Origin of the sequence: Winslowiella arboricola (assembly GCF_025527015.1) — a bacterium.
Lineage (GTDB): Bacteria > Pseudomonadota > Gammaproteobacteria > Enterobacterales > Enterobacteriaceae > Erwinia > Erwinia arboricola.
This window is the reverse complement of sequence record NZ_JAODIM010000042.1, coordinates 186282-199685: the sequence shown is the minus strand read 5'-3', so window position 1 is coordinate 199685 and position 13404 is coordinate 186282. Positions and strand designations below refer to the sequence as shown.

The following is a 13404-nucleotide window of genomic DNA, read 5'->3' as shown; positions in this document are numbered from 1 at the left end:
CATGAGCGCGTTCAATACGGTAATCGACTGGCAGGCATGCAGTGCCGAACAGCAGCAAAACTTGCTGACGCGTCCGGCCATCGCCGCTTCAGAGAACATCACGCAAACCGTGCGTGGCATTCTCGACAAGGTTAAAAATGAAGGTGATGAGGCACTGCGTTACTACAGCGCAGCCTTTGATAAAACCCAGGTTGATGCCCTGCGCGTCAGCGCGGCAGAAATCAGCGCCGCCGCAGCGCGTCTTGGTGATGATATCAAACAGGCGATGGCGGTCGCAGTGGGCAATATCGAGACATTCCACCTTGCTCAGCAGCTGCCTGCAGTAGATATCGAAACCCAGCCCGGCGTGCGTTGCCAGCAAATCACCCGTCCGGTAGCCTCGGTGGGCCTCTATATCCCGGGTGGTTCTGCCCCGTTGTTCTCCACGGTATTGATGCTGGCCACGCCAGCGCGCATCGCCGGTTGCCAGCGTGTGGTGCTCTGCTCGCCGCCGCCAATTGCGGATGAGATTCTCTATGCTGCGCAACTGTGCGGCGTGCAGGAAGTATTTCAGGTTGGCGGCGCGCAGGCGATTGCCGCGCTGGCGCTGGGCACCGAATCCGTACCGAAAGTGGACAAGATATTTGGCCCGGGTAATGCTTTTGTTACTGAAGCAAAACGCCAGGTCAGTCAGCGTCTGGATGGCGCCGCCATCGATATGCCAGCGGGTCCGTCGGAAGTGCTGGTGATTGCCGATGCCGAAGCAACGCCGGATTTTGTCGCCTCCGATCTGCTTTCGCAGGCGGAACATGGCCCGGATTCGCAGGTGATTTTGCTGACGCCGTCGCGGGCGATGGCAGAAGCGGTCGCCGTGGCGGTTGAGCAACAGCTGACCCAACTGCCGCGTGCGGAAACCGCGCGTAAGGCATTAGAGAGCAGCCGCCTGATTGTGGCGCGCGATCTGCAACAGTGTGTTGAGATCTCGAATCGTTACGGCCCGGAGCATCTGATTATTCAGACGCGTCAGGCGCGCGATCTGGTCGACAGTATTACCAGCGCCGGTTCGGTATTCCTTGGCGACTGGTCTCCTGAATCCGCAGGCGATTACGCCTCCGGCACCAACCATGTGCTGCCGACCTATGGCTATACCGCCACCTGTTCCAGCCTCGGTCTGGCGGATTTCCAGAAGCGCATGACGGTGCAGGAGCTGACGCCACAGGGCTTTCTCAATCTGGCGCCTGTCATCGAAATTCTGGCCGCTGCCGAGCAGCTGACCGCCCATAAAAATGCCGTGACATTGCGCGTGGCCGCGCTGCGGGAGAAAGCATGAGCACCGTTAATATTGAAGATCTGGCACGTGCCAATGTCCGCGCCCTGACGCCTTATCAGTCGGCGCGTCGTCTTGGTGGTAATGGCGATGTCTGGCTGAATGCCAATGAGTACCCGCTGGCGGTGCCGTTTGAGCTGTCGCAGCAGACGTTAAACCGTTATCCCGAATGCCAGCCAAAATTGGTGATTGAACGTTATGCTGCGTATGCCGGCCTGACGCCGGAGCAGGTTCTGGTCAGTCGCGGCGCCGATGAGGGCATTGAGCTGTTAATGCGTGCCTTCTGTGAGCCGGGTAAAGACGCGGTGCTGTTCTGCCCGCCAACTTACGGCATGTACAGCGTTAGCGCCGAAACCATCGGTATCGAATACCGCACCGTTGAAGCGCGCGAAGACTGGCAGCTGAATCTGCCGGCGATTGCCGACCAGCTGGAAGGGGTAAAACTGGTTTATGTCTGCAGCCCAAACAACCCAACCGGCAATCTGATTAATCCTGACGATCTGCGTCAGTTGCTGGAGATGGCGCGCGGTAAAGCCATCGTGGTCGCTGATGAGGCGTATATTGAATTCTGTCCGCAGGCGACGCTGGCGAGCTGGTTAACCGAGTATCCGCATCTGGTGGTGCTGCGTACGCTGTCGAAAGCCTTTGCGCTGGCCGGACTGCGTTGCGGCTTTACGCTGGCCAATAAGCCGGTTATCGATCTGCTGATGAAAGTGATTGCGCCCTATCCGCTCTCGACGCCGGTAGCTGATATTGCCGCGCAGGCGCTTAGCGATCAGGGCATCGCGCTGATGCGTCAGCACGTAACCGATCTGATCGCCACCCGCGAGTGGCTGATTGACGCTCTTAAGGGCTGCGACTGCGTTGAACAGGTGTTCGCCAGCCAGACCAACTATCTGCTGGCGCGCTTTAGCGCGTCCAGTCAGGTATTTAAAACACTCTGGGATCAAGGCATTATCCTGCGTGACCAGAACAAACAACCGGGACTTGCCGGATGCCTGCGCATCTCCATTGGCACCCGTGAAGAGTGCGAGCGCACTATCGCCGCACTGAAACCTTTACCCGGCGCAGCTGGATCCAGGGAGCAAGCATGAGCCAGAAAACGCTTTTTATTGACCGTGACGGCACCATTATTTCTGAACCACCCGCCGATTTTCAGGTAGACCGCATGGATAAACTGGCCTTTGAGCCGGATGTGATCCCTGCCCTGCTGGAACTACAAAAAGCCGGTTACCAGCTGGTGATGATTACCAATCAGGATGGCCTCGGCACCAGCAGTTTCCCGCAAGCCGATTTCGATGGCCCGCAAAATCTGATGATGCAAATCCTGACCTCACAGGGCGTGAAGTTTGACCAGATCCTGATCTGCCCGCACAAGCCGGAAGATAACTGTGACTGCCGTAAGCCAAAGGTGCAGATGGTTGAAGCCTGGCTGGGGGATGGCGTGCTGGATAAAGTCCACAGCTATGTGATTGGCGACCGCGCAACCGATATCGAACTGGCGGAAAATATGGGCATCGGCGGCCTGCGCTATGCCAAAGATGGACTGAACTGGCAGCAAATCAGCCAGCAGCTGACCAAACGCGACCGTTACGCGCGGGTAAACCGCAATACCAAAGAGACACAGATTGAAGTTGAAGTCTGGCTGGACCGCGAAGGCGGCAGCAAGATCAATACCGGCGTCGGTTTCTTCGACCATATGCTCGATCAGATCTGCACTCATGGCGGCTTCCGTATGAATATCGAGGTGAAAGGCGATCTCTATATCGACGATCACCACACGGTGGAAGATACCGGTTTAGCCCTCGGTGAAGCGTTGCTGAAAGCGCTCGGCGACAAACGTGGTATTGGCCGCTTTGGCTTTGTCCTGCCGATGGACGAGTGTCTGGCGCGCTGTGCGCTGGATATCTCGGGTCGTCCGCACCTTGAATATAAAGCCGAGTTTAATTACCAGCGCGTTGGTGACCTGAGCACCGAGATGGTCGAGCACTTCTTCCGCTCACTCTCCTACTCGATGGCCAGCACTCTGCACCTGCGCACCAAAGGTAAAAACGATCACCACCGCGTCGAAAGCCTGTTTAAAGCCTTTGGCCGCACGCTGCGTCAGGCGATCCGCGTTGAGGGCAACACCCTGCCGAGTTCGAAAGGAGTGCTGTGATGAATGTCGTTATTCTTGATACCGGCTGTGCCAACCTCTCTTCAGTGAAGTGGGCGATCCAGCGTCTTGGTTATCAGCCACAGGTCAGTCGCGAAGCGGATGTAGTGTTAAATGCCGATAAACTGTTTCTGCCCGGTGTCGGCACCGCTCAGGCGGCGATGGATCAGCTGCGTCAGCGTGAACTGATAGAATTAATCAAAGCCTGCACCCAGCCCACGCTGGGGATTTGTCTCGGCATGCAGCTGCTGGGATCCGGCAGCGATGAGAATGGCGGCATTGAGACACTGGGCATTATCGACCAGCCGGTAAAACTGATGAAAGATTACGGCCTGCCGCTGCCGCATATGGGCTGGAATCAGATTACCTCACAGGCGGGCAACCATCTGTTCCGCGGTATCGAGGATGGCAGCTATTTCTACTTCGTCCACGGCTATGCCATGCCGGTCAATGAATTTACCATCGCGCAGTGTAACTACGGCGAGCCGTTTACCGCCGCGGTGCAGAAAGATAATTTCTTTGGCGTGCAGTTCCACCCTGAACGTTCCGGTGCTGCCGGCGCACAGCTGATGAAGAATTTCCTGGAGATGTAACAGCGATGATTATCCCGGCATTAGATTTGATTGAGGGTAAAGTGGTGCGTCTGCATCAGGGCGATTATGGTCAGCAGCGCGATTACGGCAGCGACCCGTTGCCGCGTTTGCAGGATTATCAGCGTCAGGGTGCAGAGGTATTGCACCTGGTGGATTTAACCGGGGCAAAAGATCCTGAAGCGCGCCAGATCCCGTTGCTGCAAAAACTGCTGGCTGGTGTCACCATTCCGGTACAGGTTGGTGGCGGCATTCGTACGCAACAGGATGTTGAAGCGCTACTGGCTGCGGGCGCGACCCGCGTGGTGGTCGGTTCTACGGCGGTAAAACAGCCGGAAGAAGTACAAAAATGGTTTCGCCAGTATGGTGCGGAAGCGATTGTGCTGGCGCTGGATGTTCGCATCGACGCCAGTAATCGTAAAGAGGTGGCGATTAGCGGCTGGCAGGAAGCTGCGGGCGTCACGCTGGAACAGGTGATTGAACAGTTCCTGCCGTTCGGCCTGAAGCATGTGCTCTGCACCGATATCTCGCGTGACGGCACGTTAAGCGGTTCTAACGTTGAACTGTATAAAGAAGTGACCGCGCGCTACCCGCAGATCGCTTTCCAGTCTTCCGGCGGTATTGGCTCGCTGGATGATATCGCCGCCCTGCGCGGATGTGGCGTGCAGGGGGTGATTGTTGGTCGCGCCCTGCTTGAAGATAAATTTACGGTGACGGAGGCTATTTCATGCTGGCAAAACGGATAATCCCTTGTCTTGACGTGCGCGACGGCCAGGTAGTGAAAGGCGTGCAGTTCCGCAACCATGAAATCATTGGCGATATCGTACCGCTGGCGCAGCGCTATGCACAGGAAGGCGCCGATGAGCTGGTATTTTATGATATCACCGCCTCTTCCGATGGTCGTGTTGTTGATAAAAGCTGGGTATCACGCGTGGCGGAAGTGATTGATATCCCTTTTTGCGTCGCGGGCGGCATCAAATCGGCGGAAGATGCCGCGCAGATCCTCTCCTTTGGCGCGGATAAAATTTCGATTAATTCGCCGGCGCTGGCCGATCCCGAACTGATTACCCGTCTTGCCGATCGTTTTGGCGTGCAGTGTATTGTGGTGGGTATTGATACCTGGTTTGACGAGCAGAGTGGTAAATATCACGTCAACCAGTATACCGGTGATGAAAGCCGCACCCGCGTAACCCAATGGGAAACGCTGGAGTGGGTTCAGGAAGTGCAGAAACGCGGTGCGGGTGAGATTGTACTGAATATGATGAATCAGGATGGCGTACGTAATGGCTACGATCTGGTTCAGCTGAAAAAGGTGCGGGAAGTCTGTAAAGTGCCTTTGATTGCCTCCGGCGGTGCGGGCACCATGGAACATTTCCATCAGGCATTCCGCGACGCAGATGTCGATGGCGCACTGGCAGCTTCAGTGTTCCACAAACAGATTATTAATATCGGCGAACTGAAAACGTTCCTGATTAAGCAAGGTGTGGAGATTCGCGCGTGTTAACACAACAACAACTGTCCAGTCTGGATTGGGTAAAAACTGACGGCATGATGCCGGTCGTGGTACAGCATCGCGTCTCCGGCGAAGTGCTGATGCACGGTTATATGAATCAGGAAGCGCTAAGCAAAACGCTGAGCGAAGGCAACGTCACCTTCTTCTCGCGCACTAAGCAGCGCCTGTGGACCAAAGGTGAAACCTCCGGTCACTTTTTGCAAGTGGTTAGCATCACACCGGACTGCGATAACGATACATTGCTGGTACTGGCGAATCCGATTGGGCCAACCTGCCATAAGGGCACGTCCAGCTGCTTCTCCCCTGCCGCAGCGGACTGGACCTTTCTTTACCAGCTGGAGCAACTGCTGGCGGAACGTAAGCATGCTGACCCGGAAAGTTCTTACACTGCGCGTCTCTATGCCAGTGGCACCAAGCGTATTGCGCAAAAAGTCGGTGAAGAAGGCGTGGAAACCGCACTGGCAGCCACCGTCAACGACCGTCACGAACTGACAAACGAAGCCTCTGACCTGATTTATCACTTGCTGGTGCTGCTGCAGGATCAGGATCTTGATTTGAGTACGGTGATTGAGAATCTGCGCGAAAGACATAAGTAAGCGGGATTTGAGGTTAAAAAAAAGGCCGGGGAACCGGCCTTTTGCTTTTCTGCCGTGTCCAGACGAAAAAAACCCGGCAATGGCCGGGTTTCATATTGGCGAAAATTTAGTGAGTTTCGCGGTAGTGGCATGCCATATTGCGGCCAAGTACGATTGCTGAGCCAGCAATCCCACCTAATATAACGGCAAGAATCATAATCAGTGCTTTTTTAGGACTGTCACGACGAATCGGCAAATCTGGCTGCATAATCGAACGGTAAGATTGCAGATTATCTACCTGAATTTTCAGATTTTGAATCGATAGTAGTCCGCGCTGCGTTTCATAATAATAATCATCAAATGCTAGCGGCTTAGTGTGTTCATTGGCGATCATTGATTGCAGCGCATCAGTGCCTAAGAGATACAAAGTATCGTCTGACAAATACTCGGCTTGCTGCAACTGTGATTTTTCTATGTTAGATGATTCGGCAATCTTCAACGCCTGCTTCATCACATCAATGCGACGTTGTTTCTTATCTTTTGCAACCTGAAGCTGTGAAGCCAGAGATTCAGTCAGCTCGCGTTTTTTCACTGTCAGGTTACGCATAATATCGGCGCTATAGTCGTCAACGACATCATCATTGATAGTCTGAATATATTTTGTTAATTCCTGTTGCGCCTGTTTAGCGGTTTCAGCAGTAAAAGCGATACTTAGTGGATCACTTTGCCCTTTAACCAACTGCTCGACCTTAAGATCAAGTGGCTGTTCAAGATTATGCAATGATCCTGATAGCGCTGAAATAGAGGCACTAAAGCGACCAAAAAGCTGCTTCTGCAGATCACCTATTGCCAGCTTATCCTGTGGATACTGGGAATAAAGTGCATTAAGCGCAACATTATAGTTAGCTACCTGGCCAGCACTTGGCGCCGTAACGATCGCATGGGATGTCCACTTCTCTTTGGCTACTGAAAGATAGATACCCGCTAATACTACGGCCAGAACCATAACAGCGATTATAATAATTTTTCCACGCCAAAGCTGGGCGATAACATCCAGCAAATCAAGCTCATTATCGTTATTATAAAAGGTTTGACGTAGGGGAGACTGCTCCGACACTTCAGAATTATTGTTGCTCATGATTTCCTTGAAACTTCGCTCAATAAAAAATTGATGGAATTAAGGCTGGTCGAATAAATTTACTCGCCAAGGACAGAATGGAGAACAGCAGGTAAATCGGAGAAACCGAAATAAAACCTCTACAATTTCAAGTAAAAAACTCCCCTGCCAGGACGCGGGGGAGTTTTTGATCTGACTTAGTCCAGCCACTCGGTGTGGAACACACCATCTTTGTCAGTGCGCTTGTAAGTATGGGCACCGAAGTAATCACGCTGAGCCTGAATCAGGTTAGCTGGCAGCACCGCAGAACGATAGCTGTCATAGTATGCAATCGCAGCAGAGAAGGTAGGCGTTGGAATACCGTTCTGAACGGCATAAGCCACCACATCACGCAGCGCCTGCTGATACTCATCAGCAATATTTTTAAAGTATGGCGCCAGCAGCAGGTTAGCGATGTTAGCGTTGTCCGCATAAGCATCGGTGATTTTCTGCAGGAACTGAGCACGGATAATGCAACCTGCACGGAAGATTTTAGCAATCTCGCCATAATGCAGATCCCAGTTGTTCTCATCAGAGGCCGCTTTTAACTGAGAGAAGCCCTGCGCATAAGAAACAATTTTACCGAGATACAGTGCACGACGCACTTTCTCCACAAACTCAGCTTTATCACCGCTGACTGTCTGAACAGTTGGACCGCTCAGCACTTTAGAAGCCGCAACGCGCTGGGTTTTCAGAGAAGAGAGGTAGCGTGCAAACACAGATTCAGTAATCAGTGACAGCGGCTCGCCGAGATCGAGGGAGCTTTGGCTGGTCCACTTACCGGTGCCTTTGTTGGCAGCTTCATCCAGAATCACATCGACCAGATATTTACCTTCTTCATCCTTCTTGGTGAAGATATCTTTGGTGATATCGATCAGATAGCTGCTCAGTTCACCTTCGTTCCACTCGCTGAAGGTTTTAGCCAGCTCTTCGTTATCAAGATTCAGGGCATTCTTCAACAGCGAATAGGCTTCAGCAATCAGCTGCATATCGCCATATTCGATGCCGTTATGCACCATCTTCACGTAGTGACCCGCACCGTCCGGACCCATATAAGCTACACAAGCTTCGCCTTCAGCAACGGCAGCAATCTCGGTAAGGATTGGCGCGACCAGTTCGTAGGCTTCTTTCTGACCGCCAGGCATGATAGAAGGACCTTTCAATGCGCCCTCTTCACCACCTGAAACGCCAGTGCCGATAAAGTTAAAGCCCTGCTCAGACAGTTCTTTGTTGCGACGGATAGTATCTTTATAGAAGGTGTTGCCGCCGTCGATCAGAATATCGCCTTTATCGAGGTGTGGAGTCAGGGAAGCGATAGTTTTGTCAGTAGCTTCACCCGCCTGCACCATTAGCAGGATACGACGCGGTTTTTCCAGTGAATCGACAAAGTCTTCCACGCTATAGTGAGCAACCAGATTCTTACCTGGATTCTCAGCAACGACTTCATCTGTTTTTTCACGTGAGCGGTTGAAGATAGAGACTGAATAGCCGCGGCTCTCAATGTTGAGTGCCAGATTACGGCCCATTACAGCCATACCTACAACGCCGATCTGTTGCTTGGACATACCTACTCCTGTCTAAGGTTGTTGCATCTCGCAGAAACATTGCTGCTATGTGAGTGTGATGTTAACCCATTCGAAGAATTCTTGGATAGTAATTAATGCGATTGATAAGAGCATAATAGCTCAACAAAACAGCACATTTTCTATGGAATATACTTGTCGTCGGTTTTAAATGTGAACGAATCTTTTAGCGCATCGAACACCACTCGCACCTCACTGAAACGTAAGCGAATAAGCGAATAGATCAAATAACCGCCAGCGATAATAAACGGTTTGACATACGCGCTTTTTTTTACCGAGTGAGTAAAATACAGACGAAAAAGATTTCTCAGCATAAAATATCCTTTCCAGGAGGAAAGGTCATTTTTCTGATTATTTACTAATAACCTGGTAGCCATTGCCTCTGTGGCACAAAAAATCTGAAAGCCTTTCTTTTTAGCGCGAAGCGAATAATCCATATCATCATAAAAGATAAAGAACCGTTTTTCCGGGATACCAACTGCATCAACTACTGCTTTTTTGATTAAGGGACCTTCAAAAGGTACTCCATCGATAGAGATTGGCCCTTTGATATAAGGTTGCTCTTTTAAAAGACTTTGTACTGTTCCTTTTTTTGGCAAAATAGCAAAAAAATCGTTTAAATCAAATTTTAACGGTGAAAGCTCAGCAATTGAACCGTCGATATTCTTGCGTAAAGGCTGGACAATGTCACCCTGAGAACAATTGAGTAAATTCTCCAGGCAATTATCAGAAGGAAGCAGGTCGTCATCCATTAACCAAAGATGGTCATAATCGCGTCCAGCCATCTTTTCAAAGCCGAAAGCAAACCCTCCCGCACCTCCAAGATTCCCCCCCGTATTAAAATACTCTAATTTATCAGGGTAAGAATTAATAACACTTTTTACCAGTTCGACAGTGCCATCATTGCTATTATTATCTATAACTACAATTTTTGACAAAGAATGGGTTTGGTTCAACAAGGAATTTAATACTTTCTCTAACAAATCTTTTCTTTTAAAAGTAACCACCAGGGCGATGACATTTGTCATTTAAATTCCTTAGAAACACATTTCAGAGCCGATGCTATGATTTGATGCATATCATAATACTTATATTCAGCAAGCCTGCCACCAAAGATGACATCCTGGTATTCGTCAGTCATAGATTTATATTTTACATATACACTGGTGTTCTTCTTATCATTGACAGGGTAATAATACTCATCACCCTCAGAAAACTCTTTAGGGAATTCTTTTGTAATAACAGTCTTTTCTTGCTTACCAAATTCAAAATGCTTGTGTTCTATAATACGAGTAAAATCATATTCTTTATCGATATAATTCACCACCGCATTCCCCTGATAATTATCTGAGTCTACGATGACAGTTTCAAAATTCAGGGAACGGTAATCTAATTTACCATGCCGATAATCAAAGAATTTATCAATCGGGCCAGTGTAAATTACTTTTCGCGCAGATTTAATAAGCTCATCTTTATTTTCAAAAAAATCACAATTAGTTTCAACTTCGATGCCGTTCAATAATGCATCGATTAATACGTTGTAGCCACCTTCAGGAATCCCCTGATAGCGGTCATTAAAGTAATTGTTATCGTAGGTAAAACGAACAGGCAAGCGCTTGATGATAAATGGAGGAAGTTCTGTACAGCTGCGCCCCCATTGTTTCTCTGTATACTCTTTAATTAATGTCTCATAAATATCTTTGCCAACTAAAAAAGTGGCCTGCTCTTCGAGATTATTAATGTTCTTTTCATCAATATGAGCGCGCTGAGCATCAATTTTTTCTTTTGCCTCAACTGGAGTCTTTACTCCCCAAAGCTGGTAAAACGTGTTCATATTAAATGGCAAATTGTAAAGCTTGCCTTTAGATATAGCGACAGGAGAATTAGTAAAACGATTGAATTCAACAAACTGATTTACATAATCCCAAATTTCTTTGTCATTGGTATGGAAAATATGAGCACCATATTTATGCACATTGATGCCTTCAATATTTTCACAATAAAGGTTCCCACCGATATGTTCTCTTTTTTCGATAACCTTAACTTTTTTCCCACGTTTGTGAGCTTCATGGGCGAATACAGAACCAAATAAACCAGAACCTACGATCAGATAATCGAACATATATTAAATCTCAGTTAATTCTTTCATTTTATCAATATGAGAACTATTTATATCATTCTCGCCGAAATAATCCAAGTCGACTAAATAACTGTGAATATATTGCTGTAACCGAGATGAGTTAAAGTTACTATATATAGCACGCCCCAGCACCACGAGATCTTTTTCAAAAATAAGGCTCTCAAGGCCTACTGTTGAGTTTATTGTGTAGACTTTTCGTGCCTTTCTGATTAGTTCAATAGTATTATTATTTACCAATATAATTTTCTTTTCGTCCGCTAAGGCCCTGAAGAAGTTTATTGTCGAAATATCAGACTCTGCCGGGTGAATTTTAACGTAGATGGCCTGCCCTTTCTCAAGTTCAATTATCTTATTTATCGCACCAATATTATCTACTTCGCTATTTATCTTTAATTGTGTATCCGATGTGACTTGCGTTGGATAAAAAACATATTCACTATCGACATCCAGATTAGCTCTAATATTGCTGGCTAAAATTTTCCTGGACTTGTACTTATCAATAAACATATTGATTTTTTTACTTAGTGGTAACGAGTCTTCTCTTATAAACAAAGGAAAGATCCTGGACATGAAATCATCAAAAGCAATAACTGCGTAGGTTTTAACATTTATCCTGGATTGCGGCAATGGGCTGCTTTTATAATCAATATATCTGGCAACCCATTTTTTATGCACTTCATCAGCAACTATTGGTAAAGTATCAAGAATTTCAGGGCGTTTAAAAAGTACAGATTGAGCATTAACACCCGAAGGATCAAAAATCATTTTTCCAGGCAAATTACTAATTTCCGAATATAATGTTTTAGCATTATGACTTCGGAAAAAATCTGCAGTAGCGATGGCTGAAGCATGATTCCCATTAAATAAAACAACAGTATCATTGCTACTTAACCTGGATTTTAGCGTATTAAATAATGCAAAAAAAACTTGCTGATAGTTTTTTACTGCATTACTAAGAGATTGCCGACCATTAAGCACTGAGATAGTATTTTTTAACCTTTCAATATCGACATCAGCTTTAGCGTTGTTTATGGACTTTAAAAATATTACTTCTCGTGTGGTTTTTAATTTTAGAAATAAATAACAAGAAGGTTTATTAGTTAAATAAATTACATTATCAAACTTAGCAAATGATATAAAGAATTTTGCTTTTAAGATATCGTCTACCAGAATATAAAACATATATAACACCAAGGTTCTTATTTAATGTAGGTATAAAAATATCTAATTCATTGTGGAAATTGGTATATCACATACATCAGTGGTGTTGATACAATAATTTATATTGTAATTCCCATATGATGGATCATATAACCCTCTCGGCATGAACATGGCAATATTAGCAACAATTAACATCAATACTACACAGAGTAAAAAGGTCGGCTTCAGTTTCAAGGAAACCCTATTTTGAAGGTACCATGTTATCGCCAAAGCTATAAAGAAATACAATACCGGTGAAAAATATCTCGACATCCTTGCAAATATAAACAATTCACTTGAAAATATTCTAAATGCAATGAATAATAAAATAGAAAGTTGGAAAACTGATTTAAGCCTCCTGTTTTCTATAAAGACATAGCGTGTAAATGAGAAATAAAATACTAAGGCGAGGACAACACCACCATAGGCTGACAATTGTCCGATGAAGTTAGCTGGGACGGCATATGTCTCTGACAAAAAATAGTTATAGTACATTAACTGATAAGTTACAAATATATACTTAACAATACTTATCGGATTAGTAATTAAAATGATTGAAAAAATAAGGAAAGTTTTATTTTTAACCGGGAAAACAAATTTCAACAGTACTACACTAGATACTGCTATAGGTATCAAGCTAAAATGAATAGTTCCACCCAGAGCAAGTAACAACAACATTAATGCACGTTGATTTTTAATATAATAATAAAGACTCATAACATAAATAGCTGCAGCAAGGCAAGATCTTATACTGTTCAGCGTCAGGAAATAATAATTACCGACGAATAATATCGTCGATAAAGCAAATACCATTTTTGTGTTTATACTGAGATACACTTTCGACATTTTATAATAAAACAGCGAAAACAGAGAGATTGTAGATATCGAGTATACGAAAAAAATGAACTGTGGACCTAATTCAAAGTAGTTTGCAAATTCATTTAAGAGGTAATGAAATGGCTCCAAATGCAAGTAACTCTGATAACCAGCCTTTATGTCGTAGTACAAGCCAACATAGCTAAGATAATCAGAACCTACTTCAAATCTAAACGCCGAAACCAATGTGATAAAGATCCAAAAAAAAACAGTTACTCTATTACGGCAAACAGTAAGAAGCACAGATGATGACAGTAAGAGCAAAAAAAAGATCATTATTAAGGCCATATTTTAGATATTTATAAATAAC

At 46.6% G+C, this 13404-nt stretch carries 13 protein-coding genes; 7 read left to right on the top strand and 6 right to left on the bottom strand.

Going from position 1 to position 13404, the window contains the following annotated elements:
• Position 1 precedes the first annotated feature (1 nt).
• Genes hisD through hisIE form a run of 7 tightly spaced genes read left to right on the top strand, consistent with a single transcriptional unit; the run spans position 2 to position 6160 of the window.
• A complete protein-coding gene (gene hisD / locus N5923_RS15250) occupies positions 2-1309 on the top strand; it encodes a histidinol dehydrogenase (protein ID WP_267143592.1) in 1308 nt (435 codons plus the stop codon).
• Positions 1306-2400, top strand: a complete 1095-nt coding sequence (hisC, locus tag N5923_RS15245) for a histidinol-phosphate transaminase (RefSeq protein WP_267143591.1) — start codon at positions 1306-1308, stop codon at positions 2398-2400. The genes hisD and hisC overlap by 4 nt, the downstream gene beginning before the upstream one ends.
• On the top strand, positions 2397-3464 hold the full coding sequence (gene hisB, locus N5923_RS15240) for a bifunctional histidinol-phosphatase/imidazoleglycerol-phosphate dehydratase HisB (protein WP_267143590.1): 1068 nt from the start codon (positions 2397-2399) through the stop codon (positions 3462-3464). Before hisC ends, hisB begins: the two co-directional genes overlap by 4 nt.
• Positions 3464-4054, top strand: a complete 591-nt coding sequence (gene hisH, locus N5923_RS15235) for an imidazole glycerol phosphate synthase subunit HisH (protein WP_267143589.1) — start codon at positions 3464-3466, stop codon at positions 4052-4054. The genes hisB and hisH overlap by 1 nt, the downstream gene beginning before the upstream one ends.
• A gap of 5 nt (positions 4055-4059) precedes the next feature.
• The gene (gene hisA / locus N5923_RS15230; RefSeq protein ID WP_267143588.1) at positions 4060-4797 is read left to right on the top strand and encodes a 1-(5-phosphoribosyl)-5-[(5-phosphoribosylamino)methylideneamino]imidazole-4-carboxamide isomerase; all 738 of its coding nucleotides are present in this window, start codon (positions 4060-4062) and stop codon (positions 4795-4797) included.
• Positions 4779-5555: an imidazole glycerol phosphate synthase subunit HisF gene (hisF, locus tag N5923_RS15225; protein ID WP_017800217.1), complete on the top strand. Its 777-nt coding sequence runs from the start codon at positions 4779-4781 to the stop codon at positions 5553-5555. Before hisA ends, hisF begins: the two co-directional genes overlap by 19 nt.
• Positions 5549-6160: a bifunctional phosphoribosyl-AMP cyclohydrolase/phosphoribosyl-ATP diphosphatase HisIE gene (gene hisIE / locus N5923_RS15220; RefSeq protein ID WP_267143587.1), complete on the top strand. Its 612-nt coding sequence runs from the start codon at positions 5549-5551 to the stop codon at positions 6158-6160. Before hisF ends, hisIE begins: the two co-directional genes overlap by 7 nt.
• A gap of 106 nt (positions 6161-6266) precedes the next feature.
• On the opposite strand, the gene wzzB is transcribed toward hisIE, so the two are convergent.
• The 6 genes from wzzB to N5923_RS24815 form a co-directional block, all read right to left on the bottom strand.
• Positions 6267-7277, bottom strand: coding sequence for an LPS O-antigen chain length determinant protein WzzB (gene wzzB, locus N5923_RS15215; protein WP_267143586.1), 1011 nt, complete (start codon positions 7275-7277; stop codon positions 6267-6269).
• A gap of 176 nt (positions 7278-7453) precedes the next feature.
• Positions 7454-8860, bottom strand: coding sequence for an NADP-dependent phosphogluconate dehydrogenase (gndA, locus tag N5923_RS15210; protein ID WP_267143585.1), 1407 nt, complete (start codon positions 8858-8860; stop codon positions 7454-7456).
• A gap of 140 nt (positions 8861-9000) precedes the next feature.
• Entirely contained in the window at positions 9001-9906 is a 906-nt protein-coding gene (locus N5923_RS15205) for a glycosyltransferase (protein ID WP_267143584.1), read from the bottom strand.
• The gene (glf, locus tag N5923_RS15200; protein WP_267143583.1) at positions 9903-11000 is read right to left on the bottom strand and encodes a UDP-galactopyranose mutase; all 1098 of its coding nucleotides are present in this window, start codon (positions 10998-11000) and stop codon (positions 9903-9905) included. The genes N5923_RS15205 and glf overlap by 4 nt, the downstream gene beginning before the upstream one ends.
• Positions 11001-11003: 3 nt before the next feature.
• On the bottom strand, positions 11004-12200 hold the full coding sequence (locus N5923_RS15195; RefSeq protein WP_267143582.1) for a capsular polysaccharide export protein, LipB/KpsS family: 1197 nt from the start codon (positions 12198-12200) through the stop codon (positions 11004-11006).
• 42 nt (positions 12201-12242) lie between these two features.
• Positions 12243-13370 carry an EpsG family protein gene (locus N5923_RS24815; protein WP_407704469.1) on the bottom strand — a complete coding sequence of 376 codons (1128 nt, stop codon included), beginning with the start codon at positions 13368-13370 and terminating at the stop codon, positions 12243-12245.
• Between the last annotated feature and the right edge of the window lie 34 nt (positions 13371-13404).

Coding starts and splice junctions, on each gene's coding strand:
- hisD (WP_267143592.1), top strand. CDS start 2: ATGAGCGCGTTCAATACGGTAATCGACTGGCAGGCATGCAGTGCCGAA.
- hisC (WP_267143591.1), top strand. CDS start 1,306: ATGAGCACCGTTAATATTGAAGATCTGGCACGTGCCAATGTCCGCGCC.
- hisB (WP_267143590.1), top strand. CDS start 2,397: ATGAGCCAGAAAACGCTTTTTATTGACCGTGACGGCACCATTATTTCT.
- hisH (WP_267143589.1), top strand. CDS start 3,464: ATGAATGTCGTTATTCTTGATACCGGCTGTGCCAACCTCTCTTCAGTG.
- hisA (WP_267143588.1), top strand. CDS start 4,060: ATGATTATCCCGGCATTAGATTTGATTGAGGGTAAAGTGGTGCGTCTG.
- hisF (WP_017800217.1), top strand. CDS start 4,779: ATGCTGGCAAAACGGATAATCCCTTGTCTTGACGTGCGCGACGGCCAG.
- wzzB (WP_267143586.1), bottom strand. CDS start 7,277: ATGAGCAACAATAATTCTGAAGTGTCGGAGCAGTCTCCCCTACGTCAA.
- gndA (WP_267143585.1), bottom strand. CDS start 8,860: ATGTCCAAGCAACAGATCGGCGTTGTAGGTATGGCTGTAATGGGCCGT.
- N5923_RS15205 (WP_267143584.1), bottom strand. CDS start 9,906: ATGACAAATGTCATCGCCCTGGTGGTTACTTTTAAAAGAAAAGATTTG.
- glf (WP_267143583.1), bottom strand. CDS start 11,000: ATGTTCGATTATCTGATCGTAGGTTCTGGTTTATTTGGTTCTGTATTC.
- N5923_RS15195 (WP_267143582.1), bottom strand. CDS start 12,200: ATGTTTTATATTCTGGTAGACGATATCTTAAAAGCAAAATTCTTTATA.
- N5923_RS24815 (WP_407704469.1), bottom strand. CDS start 13,370: ATGATCTTTTTTTTGCTCTTACTGTCATCATCTGTGCTTCTTACTGTT.